The organism is Anaerolineae bacterium, from assembly GCA_013178015.1.
Lineage (GTDB): Bacteria > Chloroflexota > Anaerolineae > DRVO01 > DRVO01 > Ch71.
Genome location: JABLXR010000009.1, coordinates 1 through 18,107, shown reverse-complemented (window position 1 = coordinate 18,107; position 18,107 = coordinate 1). Strand labels below are relative to the sequence as shown.

Genomic DNA, 18,107 nt, shown 5'->3' with positions numbered 1-18,107 from the left:
CTCAGGCCCGCACGACCTCCACTAGGGGCACGTCCACGGGCCGGCCAGTCTGGATAGACTCCTCGGCGCAGATGGCCAGCACGGTGGAGTCGTAGGCAGCCTGGAGGCTGGCCCGGGGCTGGCGCCCCTCCTCGATGCAATCGAGGAACTCCTCCATGATGCGCAGGTCTCCACCGCCGTGGTGCCCGCCAGTGTACACCGGCCGATACTCGTCCACGTGGTCGCTGAAGCGGTGCTGAATGCGAATCAGGAAGTTGCCCTCGTTGTTGTAGAGAGCGTAGAGCTTGCCCGTCTCCCCGACGAAGGTGAATTCGCGGGTGTACTCCGGGGTGAAGTGGCACTCGGTGAAGGTGGCGCGGGTGCCGTTGTCGTAGGACACGGCCAGGACGGAGTTGTCGGGCACATCGCACTCCTGCGCCCACACGCATCGGTCGTCCATTTCCACCGCGGCGCCGTAGTCCATGATGAACCGGTCGTGCCGGACGAAGAAGGGGCAGGTCGCGGCGCGGTCACAATCGCGGCAGCGCTTGTCGTTAGGCTCATCCCCGCCGTAGTAGTCCAGGCCGCCGCAGGCGAAGACCTGCCTGGGCCGGCCGCCCATGTACCAGTTCAGCAGGTCGAGAGAATGACAGGCCTTCTGGATGAGCAAGCTCTTGATGTAGTCTCGGCGGCGAGCACGGCCGTGGTAGAAGTAGTTGCCGCCCACAGACACGTTGTCTATGCCCCAGCCCAGCAGCACCCTTCCGATGGCGCCATCGTCCAGGAGTTGGCGCACCCGCTCGAAGAGCACACAGTGCCGCAACTCCAGGCCGATCATGAAGACGCCCGGCGCGTTGAGCGCCGTCTCTGCCATGAGGCGGCAGTCGGCCACCGTCTGGGCCATGGGCTTCTCTACCATCACGTGCTTGCCGGCGCGCAGGGCGGCGACGGTGGGTTCGGTGTGGTGCGGGTCGTCCGTGGCCACGATGACGGCGTCCAGGCCGGGCAGAGCCAGCATGTGGTCGAGATTGGTGAAGTAGGCGAGCGAGTCGCCCCAGCGGCGCCGGACGAAATCCAGGCGCTGGGGCGAGAGGTCGCACACGGCGACCAGCCGGGAGCGGGGGTTGTTCCCGTAGAGCTCGCAGAAGTAGCGGCCCCGTCCCCCGAGGCCGACGACGCCTATGCCGATGCCTGTGCGCACTTGCCGCCTCCTGACTGCGTGGCCTTGATGCTAAGGCGGGGACGCGAGCCGGGCAAGTGCTGTCTAGCCAGAGCGGGAGCACGCGTGTGAGTTGCTTACGGAACGGTGCGCAGGGGACAGACACCCCCGGCAGTGACATCGCGCCTCGCGCGCTCGATCGGCTCCACCTCAGAAGACGGCACCCTCGGGGCGCTGGCCGAGGCGGGAGGCATCATCTCCGTCAGATCGCGCAACTGGTGGCTACGCTGTTGCCGCGGCAGCTGAAGACGGACAGCAAAGGGCGGGGACCCGAGAGTCGGGTCCCCGCTGCGATGCATTAGGGATGAGACGTGAACGGCGAAGCTTCTGTGCCTCGCCATTCGCGCATCACTCCTCCTCTTCTTCCGCTGCCCACTTCCCGGCCAGGTACCCGTGCGTCCAGGCCATACTATGGCTGAGGCCGGGGCAGATCACCGGGTAGCCACCCTTGAACCGTCGGCCCACGGTATTGCCCGCCAGGTATAGCCCCGGGATGACATTGTGGTCTGCATCCAGGGCTTGCAGCTTCTCGTTCGTCAGGAGGCCACCCAAGACCACGAGGGCGAAGGCCGGTTTCCCCGACCAGCCGGCGTAGTACGGCGGCGTGTCCACCGGCGTGAGCCGGTCGGCGCGCTTGCCGTAGTCCCGGTCTTCGCCTAGGTAGGCCAGCTCGTTGTAGCGGTCAATGGTGGCCTGGAGGGTGTCCGCCGGCACCTCCATCTTCTCAGCCAGTTCCTCGATGGTGTCGGCCTGGATAAGCCGGCCGCTGTCGAGCTTGGCCTGGAAGTCGGCTCTCACCGCATCCGTCGCCCGGTGGATACGGAAGAAACCGGGCCCCATCTTCTCCACGTCCTCTTCCCAGCTAGAATCGAAGACTACCCAGGCGCCACCCTGCTCGTAGTACTGGTTAGCTATGCTCTCCGTGTCGGCGTCTTCGTTGTAGAAGCGCTTGCCCCACTTGTTCACCTGAAGGAAAGCATCGGTGCCCATGGCGTGGAACAGGTGGCTCATAGGGCAGTGGGGCAGTTCCTCCATCACCGCGCCTACCCACATAGCCATCTTGTGCCCGTCACCAGTGCTGGTCCGGACCATGCCGGGGAGTAGCTTCTCGGGAGTGTACTTGGCCACCATCTCGGGATCGGCGCCGTAGTCGCCCGTGCACAGGATGACCGCCTTGGCCGCGTTGAACCGGATGTAGTCACCATCCTCGTTCTGCGCCACCACGCCGGTGACCCGCCCGCCTTCTTCCCGGATCAGTTGCTGGGCCCGAGTGTTGAAGTACACCTGAGCCCCCAGATCCACGGCTTTCCCTAGGACCAGGTTGAGCCAGGCGCTCTGGTCGGTGTGGATGGCTCCGATTCGGTGGCACGTGGGATACTCCACTATGGTCTCAGTGCGGTAGTTCCAGCCGTGTAGCGACTCGGGTCGCGGCCAGCTATCAATGACGGCGGCCTCGTCATCGGTCCGGTCCGGCACCACGAGATAGACCTCGAGGTCGTTCTCCGCCATGACCTCTTCGATGCGGTCCATGACCATGCCGCTGCTGTCGGCCCAGAGGTAGAGCAGGTCCATGTTGATCCGGCCCTGCCCCCAGTGCCAGAGTTTGTACACGATCTCGTCCTTGTCGAGCTCGATGCCTAGCTCCCGCTGTATGCGGCTGTCTATGGCAGTGTTGTCTCCGCCGCGGCCCTGAGCCCTGTCCGTCTTCTCCAGCACGACCACATCAGCGCCCCCCTCGGCCGCCGCCAGCGCGGCCAGGACACCGGCGCAACCGGCCCCGACGACGACCACGTCGGCGTCTACGGTTTCGGTGATGTCGGCATCGGGGATCGGCTCGGGGGGAGTCTCCCACTCATACTGCGGGGCCTCCTGGGCCTCCGAGGTCTGGGCTGCCGCTCCGAGGATGCCGGAGCCTGCCACCGCCGCTGCACTGGCTGCAGCGCCCATAACGAATGACCTACGGGTTACACGGAACTTGTGGTCAGACATTTGGATCACCTCTTCTTCTTTGAAGCAGTTGCTCCACCGACGTCTTGCGTGCTGCCCTCTGGCTACTCGATAGCACCCTCCTTACGCTTGCCCTTCCGACTTCGCTGCCTGTCGGTTCTCGACCTACTGGGCGGTTCGGTGCGCCGCTCCAGTGTCGTAGGGACCGGGCCCTGCAGGCCGTGCCAGCCCTAAGACCAGTCGGCGGGTCGCCCAGCCTTCGCGAGGCTGTATACAGCCCCATGTGCAACTTCTACCACACTACGAGCAGTACTGCAACCGGGCGTGATAGTAGGCACATTATCTTACCTATGCGGTATACTGGTGGCAGCCGACGGGCTTAGTGGGCACGGGGACAGCGGGGACTGGGGCGGCATGAGCCGGCGGGTACCGGGTGTGGTGACGCCTGCAACGGTGAGAGCGACATCTTCGGGCCACCAACGCGAATGCGATCGGCCTTGGCATCCGCGCATTCTGCTTCCAGTGGGACCTACTTGCAGCAGCCCGGCAGATTTGCCTGCGCCGCTGGTCGTCAGGCAGGGGATGGCGCCGCTGGGCAGGAAGGAGTCCCTCAGCGAGATGCTCGTAGAGGGTCGCACCCTCTACCAGGCGGCAGTAAGCGAACCCGCACCGTGAACGGTGCGCTGCTGAGAGCGAGCCGGAGTCAGCCCTTTCGGGGTCTAGCTCGCACGCAACAACCACACACCGGTAGAGTAACCGCGGGGACCACGAAGGCACCGGCGCCGGCCGCATAGGCGACGGCGCCTGAGCCTACACTCTCACAGGCCGCGGACGGGGCGGCAAAGCCGGCTTGAGCTGACCCTTTGGGACAGCAGACTTCACGGCGCGCCGGGTAGACCTACAGACGGGCAGCTTCGCGATCCATGATCTCCCACGCTTTGGCCACGTAGAACCGGTAGTTGTCCAGGGGCGTACCATTGGGTATGCGATGATCCAGGCCGAGGATGCAGCCCCCGGTGCGAACCATCGGGGGTATCTTGTACTCCAGCTCGGCCGTGATCTCCTGTCGAGTGCCCCGCAGGACGTGCTTGTCTATCCCGCCCATGAACGCCAGGCGAGTGCCGTGCCGTTCCCGCAGGGCCACTACGTTCATGCCCGCCGCAGGCTCCATGGGGTACATGAAGTTGAGGCCGGCCTCGAGGAACTCGTCCATGACGGGGTTCATGTTCCCGTCCGAGTCCTGGCCGAAGACGCGGGCTCCGCGAGCCTCCAGCACCTCCCACACCCGACGGTAGTAGGGGGCGATGAACTCCCGAACCTGTCTCGGCCCGGCCAGGGGCCCGCTCTTGCCCGCCATATCCTCGTGGACCATCAGTTGATCCACCTGGACCGTGCGCGACACCCGGTCTAGCACTTGGACCGCCGTCTCGGCGATGGTGTCGAGGACGTCGTGCACCAGCTCCGGCTGGTCGTAGTAAGCCAGGGCCAGCGCTTCCTCGCCCATGAGCTGACGCGGCTCATCGAAGCCCCCTGGAATGGACACGGTGACCACTCTGTCGGCCGCAAGATGAGCCCGGGCCGTCGCTTCCCAGTCACCGGCCAGCCGCGAGGGGGAGAACTGGTAGTGGTGCTTCACCCGCATCCAGTCGTCCATGTCGCGGACCGGATACTCGAGGGGCAGAGGCAGGGTGGCCGCCTTCTTGCTCAGCTTCACTCGCCGGCCGTAACGGTCCCGCGCGATGACGAAGTCATCGCTCTCCTCCAGGATCTCCTCCTGGTAGGGGTCCATCCAGCCGGTCGAGACCGGCACGCTTCCGAAGGCGGGGCGCCGGTAGCGGAAGGCGGACAGGTCGAGCTCCTGGGGAGTGGCGCCCTGGGCCGCCCATTCCTCCTTGAGGCCCAGGAGGGGACCGAAGATCTCGGTGAACAGCGGCCGCCGGTTCTCCCTGAAGGTCATGTAGTCCAGGTACTCCTCGCGGCGGGCTTCCATGCTCTGCGAGACGGCGAGAGCGGCGTGGTAGTCGGCCAGCCTTCGTGTGCGTCGCATCGCCGCTTTCCCTCCCGCCATGGTCGGTCATGCCCCGCGTGCGCCCACACCGGGCCCGCATGCCGCTGAGGCAGCAACGTACCTGGCACGGGCTCAAGTGGATGCCACAGGCCTCCAGGAGGCTGGTCACCTGCTCCCTTCGGGCGAGGGGCTTCGCCGGTAGCGACGAAGACAGCACAGGCTATTGGGGCCCTCGCGCCGGAAACGGTGAGAGAGGCGGTACACCGTGGCCTGGCACACTGCAACCCGGGAGGCGCTCTTGGGCCCCGACCAGCCGCTGGCCGAGAGCGGTGTCATCTCCACCCGGTCCCGCTCGGCGGGGCTCAAGGTGCCATCGCGTCGAAGCCCCCAGGGCATGGCGCCGCTCTAGGGGGCAAGGGTGATTCGTGGCATCCCCATACTTCACGACGATCGCAGCTACGTGCTCAGGTCAGAGAGGCCCGCCCGTCGTCCGGTCGTAACCAGCGATCAATCCATTCGTAGGCCTTCGGTGGCATCTCACGGATGAAGGCGTGTCCGTAGGGGGACTTGTAGAAGTCGAACCGCTCTGGCACGCCCAGCATCTCGTACACCTGCCGCACATAGGCTTGGCATTCGTCATCGCCGTAGGTGAAGTCGTCCTTCCCGTTCATGACCAGCAGCGGTCTGGGAGCTACTAGAGCCAGTATCTGGGGCTGATCCGCGTACCTGAGGATCCCGGGGATGGTCGTGTGGAATCCGAACCAGGCTTGGTTTGCTATCCGTCCTTTGTAGGTGGCAGGGTGGTTGCAGGGACAGGCAACCTTGATGCGCTCATCAAGGGCAGCCAGGTGCATTGTCCTGCTACCGCCCATGGATAGCCCAATGGCCGCCACTCGGCCTGCGTCCACATCGTCGCGGCTACACAGATAGTCAACGATTCTCATGTCATCCCAGGTCATGGTCGCGAATGACGTGCGGCCGAGCAAGAGCTCGTGCATCATGCAGACTGCCTCGTCCCACGGTATCACCGCGCCTGTCTCGTCCCGTCGGGCCCGATCGCCGAAGTAAGGCGCATCGGCGCTGACGGTGACATAGCCTCGCAGCACCAGGTCAAGAGCGTAGGGCGCCGTCCTCTCGTAAGCATCAGAGCTTGCTTCGCCCGCCGGCCACGCCCGGCCCAGGTCGAACCTCCCTCCGTGGCCATGCAGGCACACTGCTGCAGGTGCTGGGGCGGCCAGCGACTTGGGGATCATCACAGTGCACGGCACCCTTGTGTACGGCCGAGTATGCAGGATGACCTCTTCGACCAGGTACTCGCCGGCGTCACGCGTGGAGATGATCTCCGGCTCAAGGGCACAGTCCGAGAGGCCGTTCATGCCGGATAGCTCTCTGATCTTCTGCCTCAGGATACTGCAGAACGCCGGCCACTCCTCTCTGCTCGGCACATACCCGAACTTGGGCCTACTCCGCAGGATCTCCTCGATCTGAGCCTCCACAGTGGCCATCGTGCCCTGTCCACGTTCCATTGCGCTCACTCCTATGCTTTGAGCCCAGTGAAAACCACGCCCTGGATGAAGTACCGTTGAGCAAGGAAGAAGAGCATCAATATGGGCAGCATCGCTACAACAGAAGCCGCCATCATGAGATGCCATTCGGTTCCGAACTCCCCCTGAAACATCCGAAGCCCTAGCGAGACGGTGTATCGGTCAGTTGTGTGCAGGTAGATCAGGGGGCCCATGAAATCGTTCCAGTGGCCCTGGAATGAGAAGATCGCCACCGCGATGAGAGGTGCCTTGACCTGTGGCATCACTATCTGCCAGTAGATCCTGAAGTTGCTGCATCCGTCTATCCTGGCCGCCTCGTCCATCTCCAGAGGGATCGTCCGAAGGAACTGCCGCATGAGGAAGATGTAGAAGGCCCCGCCCCCGATCCAGGAGGGCACGATTAGGGGGAGGAAGGTGTTGATCCAGCCCAAGGACCGGAAGATCAGGAACCGAGGTATCATCGTGACCTGGCCCGGCAGCATCATAGTGGCCAGGAGAACCATGAAGACGATGTCTCTACCTCGCCACCTCAGACGAGCGAAGGAGAAGCCAACCAGCGAGACCGTGACGAGCTGTCCGGCAATGCACGCCCCCGTGTAAAAGGCGGTGTTCCGGAAGAACACCCCGAACGGGAGCGACGTCAGCGCTTCATGGTAGTTGGACCACCTCGGCGGGGTCGGAATCCACTTGGGCGGGAACAGGAAGACGTCTCCCAGGTCCTTCAGCGAAGTCGACACCATCCAGGCCAGGGGCAACAGAACCACGCATGCCCCACATACGAGAACGAAGTGGATCGCCGCCCTCTGCGCTCGGCGCCTGAACTTGGGAGGCGCCACGTGCCGGCCCACCGCTGATGTCATATCTTCGCCACCGTTGCTCCCTAGGTTCTGAGCTCGGTCTCGTAGTAGACCCAGGCGCTCGAGCTCCGAAACGTGAGTAGCGTCAGCGCGGACACATACAGAAACAGCAGCCACGCCAGACTACAGGCATACCCCATCTTGAAGTACTGGAAAGCATTGCGATAGAGATGCAGCACAAAGAACAGGGTTGCGTTGTTCGGGCCGCCCGCCGTCATCACGTATCCGGCCGTGAAGACCTGGAGAGCACCGATTATACCCATCACCAACTGAAAGAACAGCACCGGGCTAACCATGGGAAGGGTGACGTGGCGGAACCTTCCCCACCAGTTGGCTCCGTCGGCACTCGCCGCCTCATACAGCGTGGTGGGCACACCCTGTAGCCCGGCCAGGTAGATCACCATGCTCTGCCCCACGCCCCAGACGCTCATGATGACTAGGGAGGGCAGAGCCCAAGTCTGGCTTGCGAGCCACGGCGGTCCCGCAATGCCCACCAGGGACAGCATCCAGTTCGCCAGGCCGAACTGAGGCTGGTACACCCAGATCCATAGAAGGGACACCTCCACTCCACCGAGCACCGCGGGCATATAGTAGACAGTCCTGTACCACCTCAACCCGCTGACACCCGTGTTCAGGAGCAGCGCCAGGGAGAAGCCTGAGACCATCTGGAGGGGTACAGAACCGAGGGCGTACGCCGTGGTAATGCGCAGGGCTTGCCAGACGAGGGGATCCTGCCGAAGGGCGCGAGTGTAGTTCGACCAGCCGGCAAACTGAGGCGGACTCAGGAGATCCCACTGCATGAGACCCATCACGAAAGAGGCCACCATCGGCCCCGCCGTGAACAGCACAAATCCAGCGATCCAGGGGCTAGCGAACAGCCATCCATCTCGGTTCTCCGAGGCCAACAGCCCCCTTCTCGTCCGCCGCCCGGCGGCGAGCCCGTGCTTCTGGAACCACCGGGCGATTGCCGCTTCGTCTGTCCTCACTTCTCGCTCAGCCATATTGGCGATGACCAGGCTCGCTCCCCGTCGGCTTGAGTCACCCTGACGTAGTAGTAAAGGAAAGGCGCCTTGTTCGCGACCTCCCCTCTCAAGGCGATACGCTCAAATGGCTCATCGTCCACCCACTCAAACTCCTCGATCAACTCGCTCCCTCGGTGAGTGAACACCGGAACGTTGTTCCGTACTACCGTTATGTCGCCTATCCGGGTCGTGCCTGCGGCCCGCACTTTGAGATGACGCCGCAGCCGGGCCGTGCTGTCCTCATCCACGTAGACCTCTTGGCCCAGCCAGCGGTCGTTCACCTGAAAGTCGAGGAGTATGCGCCGCGCGCTGGTCGCGTAGCATCTGCGCGCCTTCAGTGCATCCCAGAGAGCCGCTCTGGTGAGCTGTTCTGCATAGATGGCAGTCAGACCGGGCTGGGGGTGAAACTGGGTCGGCTCCACGCCGTACCCACCTGCGACCGTCGCATGGCTGTCAGTTCCCCCTATGGCGCCGAGCCTCCAGCCACGCGCAAGTCCATCCTGCCAGTAGAAGGGCCCGTGCGCCGCTCGCATGAGGGGTCGAGGGTTCCCCTCAAACTCCGATGCTCCCCATTTCGAGTACACCTCAGCCACTGGCTCGCGCTCAGGCCCGCCATAGAACTCCGGCTTCCAGGACACTCTCTTCTCATCCCGCGACATGTGGTGCGGAATGACAAGCGCGTCTCTCCCCTCAAGCAGCTGGAACAATTCCCCCACGTGGCCTCGCCGCGGGAGCAGGTCGTATGGCTCACCGTCATCGGTGTCATAGTAGACGCATACGTCGCCACCCCTGCCGGTAGCATGGCTGGATTCAAACCCAAGGAAGGTCACAAACTGCCCTGGCGAATTGTGCCGCTGCGTAGCCTCCCGAACGGCCCGCCAGCTCGGCTCGTCTAGTGATCGGGAGTGATCGGAGAGCGCAGCGAAGTCCAGCCCTACTACGTCCCGGGCGTAGCGGTAGCCCAAGTCGGGAGGGCGAGACAGATGCTCCCAGCACCGAGACATCTGGGAGTGGACGTGTATGTCTCCCCAGAAGAGCTTCGCTCTGGCAGCACTGCTGCACATGATTGGGTTGCTCCGGTAGGCTTTGCGCCCATCGTTAGCCACAAGGTAGTGGACACCCTCCTGCGTGAGCATGACCGGCTCCAGGCGGGTGACTCCGCCCATCACTGACACTGCGCCACCACCGGGCAGGCCGGCTCCTGAATCGGTGCATGAGAAGTCAAGAGATCCATTCACGTTGTTGTCAGGATACCCACTGATCTCCGAACATAGAATACTAACGCGAAAGGGATCCCCTGGCTTCACCACGGATGGTGCTGTCACAGTGACAGTGGGAAATGCGCCGCTGAACTCGGACACAAGCATGCGTAGCCCCCTCCGTGATACGCGGTGTGTACACACCGGAAGGTCGCAGAGCGTTGACTCTGCAGACAAGCAACTCACCACGTGGCTGCGGTAGGCACGCCGCGTGACCAGGCCTGCCTAGCTGTCTGCTCACGCGGCTTCGTGCGCGAAGCGAACTCAGAAGGGTTGGGCCAGAATAGCTTCCACTTCGGGCTTCAGTTCGTCCATCACAATACCAACATCCTCGTTTTCGAGGAAGACCCGCGACAGCTTCTGATTGACTACTGTGTCCCACTCTGGCCAATGTGGGTTGAGAGGCAAGAACTGGGCATAGTCCTGTTCGAACGGCTCGAAGAAGTACTGGTTGTTCGTGGGAGGAGTGCTGCTCATGAAGACATCCAGGTTGATCCGGGTGGGCACTGCATCTCCTGCCATCACCCAGAGGAGGTCCGCTTCCTTGCTCTCAAGGAACTTCATGAGGGTCCATGCAGCATCTACCTGCTTGGAGTCGGAAGTCATCGCCATGCAGTTACCCTTGTATAGGGTGACCTTGCGCTGCGGGCCGACCGGCATGGGCGCGACCTCCCAGTTGAACTTGTAGGAGCGATAGACGATGCAAGAGCCCCGCCAGCTCACCAGCATTGCCAGCTTGCCGGTGGCAAAGAGGTCGATTCCCTCCTGTTCCTCCGCCTTCGGTGCAACCCTGTGCTTGTGGATCAGGCCTTGCTGGAAAGCGACTGCCTCAACGGCCTCTGGCTCATTCTCCCTGAAGACCTTGTGGTCTTCACTTAGCATCTGGCCATCGTTCTGCCAGATCCACGGCGCCAGCGCGGCGTGCCAGGTGTCCGCCTGGAAGCCAAACTGGGTGATGTTCCCGGAAGCATCACGCCCCGTCAGTGCATTGGCAGTCTCGATGAGAGCGTCCCAGGTCCACTCACCCGCCTCCCACAGTTGATCGGGCGTCGTGACCCCTGCTGCATCGAAGAGGTCCTTATTGAAATACACGATTCTGGGACTTCCCATGAATGGCAAGCCATACAGCTTCCCCTCCCACGTGGGCTCCTCCAGGCTCTGTGGCCAGAAGATGGAAAGGTCGAAGCTGTCCCTCTGGACCAGGTCATCCAGCGGTCTGGCAGTCCCCTTGGCAGCGTACGCCGTGATATCGTAGTTGTCTGTCTGCATCACGTCTGGCGGGGTACCGCCAGCGATCATGGTCAGAACTTTGTCCTTGTAGTTCGCAGTTATCTGAACGGACTGGACCGTGATCCTCGGGTACCTGTCGGCAAAGAGCTCCAAGGCCTTGTCTCGGGCCACCTTGCGCGTGCCGCTGCCCCACCAGGTGTAAATGATGTTCCCCTCCAGTTCGGGGGAAAGCGTGGCCGTCACCAGCTTCTCTACCTCAACGACCACGGTCTCCTTGACTACCTTCTCCACCTCCTTCTCTACCACCTGTGGCGTGACCGCGCAGGCGGCAAGGACTGCACTGGATGCGCCAGCCAGAGCCCCGGTCATGAACCGCCGTCTCGTCATAGCCCGCTTCTCCATTTCCCTCCTCCGCACTCCTGGCAGCGAAAGAACGGATGGACCCACTTACTCAATCATAGCCCGCCGGCGCCCCGCCTGCATTGCCTTTCCGCCAAGAACCTGACACAATCCTGACAAGATGACCGAGCAACCCGCCTCCCCCATACCCTCCCCCTTCGCCGACCAGGTCGCCGAGGCCCTCCGTCACCTCTACGACCCGCCCGGCCTCCTGCGCAGCCCCCTGGCTGACCTGCTCCCTGCCCCTGGTCTTCCCCCCGAGCACCGGGCCCGCTTCCTGCGCACCGCCCTCCTCGAAGCCATCGAGTCCCTCAACCCCGGACCCCGAGTGCCCTTCCGCTCTCCCTCCTCTCGCTCCTACGACGCCCTCCGCCTACGCTACGTGGAGACCCGCACCGTGGAAGAGGTCGCTCGCGAGCTGGCCGTGTCCGAGCGGCAGGCGTACCGGGACATCCGCAAGGGCGAATCCGACGTAGCCGCCATCCTCTGGGCCCGCCACCGGCCCCGGCACCCAGAGCAGGCACCGGCAGCCGACCAGGGCCTGCAGGCCGAGGTGGGGCGCCTTCAGCTACGGCCCGTCAACACCCCTCTACAGCCCATCGTCGCTGAGGCTCTGGCTGCCGTGGCACCCCTGGCCCGCAGGCTCGGATGTGCTCTTCCCGCCGCCGCGCCCACCCCGGCCGCGGTCAGCGCCGACTCCACCGCCCTGCGCCAGTGCCTGATCGCCCTGCTCAGCTGTGCCCTTCAGTCCGGGGCGAACCGCACCTCGCTGCAGGTGAAAGGGACGCCCGGAGCGGTCTGCGTGAAGGTGCGGTGCGAGGGCGCCGGCGGTCCCACCTCCCCACCCCCCGCCGGCCCTTGGGACACGGCATCGGCTCTGGCCCGGGCCACTGGCGCGCGGCTGAGCTGCGCCCAGGAGGCGTCAGGCCTCTCCTTGGAGCTCGACCTGCCCGCCGCTACCCCGGCTACTGTCCTAGTCATCGACGACAACGAAGGGCTGGTCGAGCTGTTCGAGCGCTACCTGGCCGATGCCGACTGCCGCGTCGTCGGTGCCCAGGACCCATCGGAGGGCCTGCGCCTGGCTCGAGAGCGGGCCCCCGATGCCATCGTGCTCGACATCCTTATGCCCGACACCGACGGCTGGGAGCTGCTAACCCGACTCAAAGCCGATCCTGCCACCGCCTCCGTGCCTGTGGTTGTTTGTTCCGTCTTCAACGATCCGGCCCTGGCCCAGGCCCTAGGGGCCAGCGCCTTCGTGCCGAAGCCAGTCAGCCGGGCGGCGCTTCTGACGGCTCTGCAGTCACTGGCATGCCTGCCGTCGAGTCACTCGCGGTGACATAGCGCGGCTTGGCCAGTACTAGGAGACGGTTCAGTGCTGCCAGAGTGTCACCCACACCCCACCGTCCTCGCTGGACCATCCCCACCAGGCCCACCGCCGGCCCGCCCAGGTCCTCCTCCACATCCATGGCTGTGACCAGCACCACCGGGATCTGGCACAAGTCGGCGTCGGCGCGCATGGCCGCCAGGACCGCTTTGCCGTCCTCCCCCGGCATGAGTAAGTCCAGCACTACCACGTCCGGCCGGTGGCGCCGCATCTCCTCCAGGCCCTCGGCCCCGCTGTAGGCCCAGCTGACCGCGTAGCGCTGCTCCGCAGTCTCCAGCATACGGGTCACCATCTGCACGAATCCCCTGTCGTCATCCACCACCAGCACTCGCTGCGCCCGCGGCAGCGTCGCCAGGACGCCGATCAGGTCCTCGGCCTGGATGGGCTTCTGCAGGCAGGCATGCACCCCGAGCAACTCCGCCCGCCAGGCGGTGTTGGGCACCGCCGCGAACAACAGCGGGACGTCGGCGGGAAGGTCGCGGGGCACCAGCTCGTTCACCAGTCGCCGCGTAGCTGCCAGCGAGAGTGGGGCGATGGCGGCCCGAGGATGATGCTCCTCCACCTCATCGGCCACGCCCGAGGATCCATCCACCCCCCAGACCTCGTGCCCTTCGAGATGACGGCGCAACAGGCCGGCAGCATCCGGGCCTCCTCCCAACACCAGCACGCCGTCCTCGTAAGGATTATCGGGGGTCGGTAGGGGCCGCGAGACCCGCAGTCGGGAAGTGCGCGGCCCGTCCGTCTTCAGGGGGAGCGAGACGTGAAAGCGCGACCCCACCCCCATAGTGCTCTCGGCCCACACCCTACCGCCGTGAAGTTGCGTGAACCGTCTGCTTATGGCCAGTCCCAGTCCCATGCCGGCCTCCGCTCTGGCAGCAGCAGAGCCGGCCTGGTAGAACTCATCGAAGATCCGCTCCAGCTCCTCCTCCGGTATGCCCACCCCAGTGTCCTCCACCGACACCAGGACTTCCTCTTCGGTCCTCCGGGAGACCACCCTCACCTCGCCTCGCTCGGTGAAGCGGATGGCGTTGTTCACCAGGTTCAGGAACACCTGCCGCATCCGGGTGCGGTCGAGCAGCAGCCGGGGTACGTCCTCAGCCAGGTCCAGCACCAGCGCCAGGGGCCGGCCGCGCGCCAGGTTGCCCGCGGTGTCGGCCACCTCCCGCAGGATCTGGTTTACGTCGCACAGCTCCTTGCGCAGGGGCATCCGCTCCGCGTTCAGCCGGGACAGGTCCAGCACGTCGTCCACCAGCTGAGACAGGTGACGGCTGGCCGTATACACCTGAGCTACATCCCGCCGCAGGGAGGGGCTCCATTCCATCTCACCGTAGACGTGGGGCGACAGGTACATCATCTCGCTGAAGCCTAGTATCAGGTTCAGCGGCGTCCGGAGCTCGTGGCTGATGTTGGCAGCGAACTGCTCCTTCAGGTGCCGGGCTTCCTCCGCCTCCTCGCGGGCGACAGACAGCTCGTGGTTTGTGCGCTGGAGCAGCCGGTAGGCCAGGTCCAGGGCCTTGATGGTGCGGTTGAGCTGGCCTTGCCGGTCCCTCAGCTGATCGGCCAGACGGCGGGCCTCGTCGTGGCGCTGCCAGGACCAGGTCAGGGTCTGATGCGAGGCGTTCAGCGTGGCGGCCAGGGCCCCACCCAGGAGAGCGTACAGGCCGGCGGCCACGGGGAAACCGGGATCGGGAACCAGAAAGAGGTGCAGGGCCAGGTGGCTGCCTGCCGCCCCGGCTGCAGCGGCGATGGGGGCCCAAGGGACGAAGAGGCTGGCGCTGGCCGCCACCGACAGAGCCAGCACCGCCGTCACCACTGGCCCGGGTAGCCAAAGCGCCGCCAGCCCCGCCAACAGGTAGGCCGCCACCACCAGCGCCACCGTTCCCGCCCTCAAGTTCCTGCGGCAGACCCACCAGGCCAGGAGGCACCCGAGGGTAGCCGCCAGCAGCACTGCGAACGGTCTCCAGCGGAACTCCGCGCCAGGCAGATAGGCCCACGCACCCACCGCCGCCGAGGCCCCGTACAGAAAGATCATGGGCGGCAGGGCCCGCTCCCGCAACGTCTCGAGGTCGGCGGCACGATGATCGGATGGCACGGCACCGGCCCGCTGATTCATTCGCACCTCCCGCTCGTGATACGTGATGCGTGATACGTGATACGTGACGCGTGATATGTGACAAGTCTCATGCCTCAGGGGGCACGCGTCACGTGTCACGCATCACGTGTCACGCATCAGATACCGCGGCGCCCCGTATCGGTTCGGCCTCTCTCCACCACCGGTGTAGGCTTCCGTGTCGTCCCCATACGGGTCGCCAAACCGGTTCATCAGGCGGTACATCCGATCCCGCATATCCTCGGCCACGCCGGCGTAGGCCTGATCCTCGACGACGTTGTGCATCTCGTGCGGGTCGGCCTCCAGGTCGTACAGCTCGTCGAAGTCGAACCCGTTGAACACGTACTTGTACCGGTCCGTGATCACCATGCGCTGGGTGTAGAGGAACTCGCCTCCGTAGCAGGCACAGAGCACCTCGTCCTCCCAATCCTCCCTTTCGGGAGACTGGAACAGCGGCAGCAGAGAGCGGCCGTCCTGGTAGGGCAACGGCGTTAGCCCCAGCGCGTCGGTCAGCGTGTGTGCGATGTCATGCAGCTGCACTAGCCTGGGAGACACGGAGCCGGGCGCGATCCGTCCCGGCCAGCGGATGACCAGTGGGATGCGGTAGCACTCCTCGTAAGGGATCCAGCCCTTGATCCACATCCGGTGCGCCCCCACCATATCGCCGTGGTCGGTGCAGAAGATGACCAGCGTGTCCTGGGCCTGTCCCAGAGCGTCCAGGCGGTCTAGCACCCTCCCGACCTGGGCGTCCAACTGCTCGCAGCAGGCGAAGTAGTGGGCAAGGCCCTCCCTCACCGTGGCCTCGTCCACCTCACCCCAGGTCTGGGACTCGCGCCGATGCATCCCCGGCTTGCCCTCGAAAGTGTCGTAGAAGGACGGCGGGAGGGGGATGTCCTCCAAGGGGTACCGGTCCAGGTACTTCCGGAGGGGGCGATAGGCGTCGTGGGGTTCAGGGAAGTGGACCTCCAGGTGCCACGGTCCTCCCTGCCCCACCAGGCGATCGAGCATACGCTCGGCGCATCCAGCGATGAAGGCCATGTGCGTGGCCTCCTCCGGCCCCTCCACGCAAGCCCACATGGCGAAAGGCCGGCTGCCCGGCCATCGGAACATGCGCGCCGAGACCTCCACCACCTCGTCCCGCCGAGGATGGTTCTCCCAGCGATCTTCCGATGCCACGGCTCCCGGGCGGACCATGGCCTCGAAGTGGGGAGAGAGCCCAGCCACATGGTCGAAGCCGAAGTGCATGGGACCACGCTCGTGGCTTGCGTGCCACTTCCCCACGTGGCCCAGCCTGTAGCCTGCTTGTTTCAGGCGCTGGGGATAGGTGACTACGTCGCCGAACATGTCCCGGCGCACGGAGGGCGAGGAGTGCACCTGGTTGAAGACACCATTGTGCCAGTGGTAGGCCCCGGAGAGGAGCATGGCTCGGGCGGGACAGCAGAGGGCACAGGGGGTATAGGCCCGATCGAAGAGGATACCCCCATCGACCAGGCGCTGGACGTTGGGCGCTCTGGCGGGGCTCCTTCCGGCGATGGTCTGCCACTGCTGCTGGTCGGTCATGATGAGGAGCACGTTGGGTCGGTCTGCCATGGCCTGCCACTCCTGCCTGGCCTGTGCCGTCCTCCCATCGCTGCACAGGCGCGACTCCAGTGTGACTCAGGGCAGGTCCGGAGGCAAACCCCCTCAACCAGGGAACCACCTGGGTTGGCTGCGGGGCAAGCAAGCCTTGTCGCGAGTGCGCGTCACCCGGCCCGTAGCCCTGGTCAGACCAACAAGGACTCCAGATACTCCAGAGGAACCCGCCGACGCCTCTGTACCAGCCGGCGGGCGGAAAGGAGGCGGAGCGAGAAGGGGATGGCGGCCAGCAGGCCCCGGAGTCGGGCCCGAGCGGCGGCTCCCCGCCAAGCCCGGAGAGCGTCCCCGGCGACCCGCCCCTGGGCCCGTACGATGCAGCGCCAGTGGCGCCGTAGGAGCGGACCCGGCAAGTCCTTCACCACCACAGCCACCGTGTTGCGACCGGTGAAGAAGCTGGAGAGCGTCCCACCTCCGCTGGCGCTGAGGCGATGGTAGACCACCGCCTGGGGCTCGTACAGGCACCGGTATCCGAGTAGCTGCGCCCGCCAGGCCAGGTCCACGTCCTCCAGGTACATGAACAGCCGCTCATCGAAGAGGCCGGCGTCGAGCAATAGCGACTTGCGGTAGGCAGCCGCACCGCCGCAGGGGCCGAAGACATATGCCCTCTGGGAGAACTGGCCTCGGTCCTGCTCCCACACCCCCCGGTTCCGGGGAATTCCATCGCGACCGTACTGGTCCCCTGCCGAGTGGAACGCGTCTCGTCTGTCGAACAGCATGATCCTGGACGCTACCATACCCACCTGCGGGTCCACCTCGAACGCGGCCAGCAGCGCCCGCAGCCACTTCGGGTGCGCCTCCACATCGGTGTTCAGTAGGGCCACCACCTCGCCCTGGGCGGCCATGATGCCGGCGTTGACACCGCCGGTGAAGCCGCGGTTGCGGTCGAGGGCTATCAGGCGGACCTCCGGGTAGTCCCGGCGCACCAGAGCAACCGAGTCATCCTCAGAGGCGTTATCTACCACGATGGTTTCGAACGAGGGCTCGGTCTGGGCGCGGAGCGAGTCGAGGCAGGTGGGCAGTAGGCGGGCGCCGTTCCAGTTGGGGATAACGACGCTGGCTCGCACCGTCACTTCAGAGCTCACGGCTCAAGTACTCCGCCAAGGCCTCCCGCCAGGGGCGTAGCCGGATCCCCAGCGCCTCGGCCGCGGCGAAGTTGCGCAAGGGAGCATAAGGAGGCGGAGTGGAAGCCCGGCGGAATTGCTTCAGCAAGATGGGCCGCACTCTGACCGACCCCAGCCCCGCTCCCTCCAGCACCGCCCGGGCGAATTCGTGCCGCGAGCAAATGCCTTCGTTCACCAGATGGTAGATGCCATACCGCCCGCTAGCAGCGAGCGCCGCCACCGCATCGGCCAGGTCAGGGGCGTACGTGGGGCTGCTAACCTCGTCTGTCACCACCGCGAGCTCGTCCCGCTCGCGGGCCAGGCTGAGCATCTTGGCGGGGAAGTTGTTCCCCCCGGGGCTGAAAAGCCAGGCCAGGCGCACGATGTAGTACCGCGAGAGGAGCGATCGGACGT

13 protein-coding genes are annotated in these 18,107 nt (G+C 64.9%); 1 reads left to right on the top strand and 12 read right to left on the bottom strand.

What is annotated here, in order from left to right; all coding sequences use genetic code 11:
- Window position 1: 1 nt before the first annotated feature.
- The 8 genes from HPY83_04770 to HPY83_04735 form a co-directional block, all read right to left on the bottom strand.
- On the bottom strand, window positions 2-1,180 hold the full coding sequence (locus HPY83_04770; protein NPV07262.1) for a Gfo/Idh/MocA family oxidoreductase: 1,179 nt from the start codon (window positions 1,178-1,180) through the stop codon (window positions 2-4).
- Window positions 1,181-1,546: 366 nt separating this feature from the next.
- The gene (locus tag HPY83_04765) at window positions 1,547-3,187 is read right to left on the bottom strand and encodes an FAD-dependent oxidoreductase (GenBank protein NPV07261.1); all 1,641 of its coding nucleotides are present in this window, start codon (window positions 3,185-3,187) and stop codon (window positions 1,547-1,549) included.
- Window positions 3,188-4,043: 856 nt separating this feature from the next.
- The gene (locus HPY83_04760; GenBank protein ID NPV07260.1) at window positions 4,044-5,192 is read right to left on the bottom strand and encodes a hypothetical protein; all 1,149 of its coding nucleotides are present in this window, start codon (window positions 5,190-5,192) and stop codon (window positions 4,044-4,046) included.
- A 425-nt stretch (window positions 5,193-5,617) separates the two neighbouring features.
- On the bottom strand, window positions 5,618-6,679 hold the full coding sequence (locus tag HPY83_04755) for a hypothetical protein (GenBank protein ID NPV07259.1): 1,062 nt from the start codon (window positions 6,677-6,679) through the stop codon (window positions 5,618-5,620).
- Window positions 6,680-6,690: 11 nt separating this feature from the next.
- Window positions 6,691-7,557, bottom strand: a complete 867-nt coding sequence (locus HPY83_04750; protein ID NPV07258.1) for a carbohydrate ABC transporter permease — start codon at window positions 7,555-7,557, stop codon at window positions 6,691-6,693.
- 20 nt (window positions 7,558-7,577) lie between these two features.
- A complete protein-coding gene (locus HPY83_04745) occupies window positions 7,578-8,555 on the bottom strand; it encodes a sugar ABC transporter permease (GenBank protein ID NPV07257.1) in 978 nt (325 codons plus the stop codon).
- Entirely contained in the window at window positions 8,537-9,751 is a 1,215-nt protein-coding gene (locus HPY83_04740; protein NPV07256.1) for a DUF3604 domain-containing protein, read from the bottom strand. Before HPY83_04740 ends, HPY83_04745 begins: the two co-directional genes overlap by 19 nt.
- A gap of 348 nt (window positions 9,752-10,099) precedes the next feature.
- Window positions 10,100-11,467 (bottom strand): sugar ABC transporter substrate-binding protein, encoded by a 1,368-nt coding sequence (locus HPY83_04735; GenBank protein NPV07255.1) that lies wholly within the window; start codon window positions 11,465-11,467, stop codon window positions 10,100-10,102.
- Window positions 11,468-11,585: 118 nt separating this feature from the next.
- Here HPY83_04735 and HPY83_04730 point away from each other — a divergent pair, with 118 nt between their 5' ends.
- Window positions 11,586-12,800: a response regulator gene (locus tag HPY83_04730; GenBank protein ID NPV07254.1), complete on the top strand. Its 1,215-nt coding sequence runs from the start codon at window positions 11,586-11,588 to the stop codon at window positions 12,798-12,800.
- Here HPY83_04730 and HPY83_04725 read toward each other — a convergent pair.
- From HPY83_04725 to HPY83_04710, 4 genes are all read right to left on the bottom strand, one after another.
- The gene (locus tag HPY83_04725; protein NPV07253.1) at window positions 12,733-14,961 is read right to left on the bottom strand and encodes a response regulator; all 2,229 of its coding nucleotides are present in this window, start codon (window positions 14,959-14,961) and stop codon (window positions 12,733-12,735) included. The two genes, HPY83_04730 and HPY83_04725, sit on opposite strands and share 68 nt — an antisense overlap.
- A gap of 102 nt (window positions 14,962-15,063) precedes the next feature.
- Window positions 15,064-16,548 (bottom strand): sulfatase-like hydrolase/transferase, encoded by a 1,485-nt coding sequence (locus tag HPY83_04720; GenBank protein ID NPV07252.1) that lies wholly within the window; start codon window positions 16,546-16,548, stop codon window positions 15,064-15,066.
- A 173-nt stretch (window positions 16,549-16,721) separates the two neighbouring features.
- A complete protein-coding gene (locus tag HPY83_04715) occupies window positions 16,722-17,663 on the bottom strand; it encodes a glycosyltransferase family 2 protein (GenBank protein NPV07251.1) in 942 nt (313 codons plus the stop codon).
- Between the two features lies 1 nt (window position 17,664).
- Window positions 17,665-18,107 (bottom strand): sugar nucleotide-binding protein (locus HPY83_04710; GenBank protein NPV07250.1); only part of this gene is annotated, 443 nt, incomplete at its 5' end.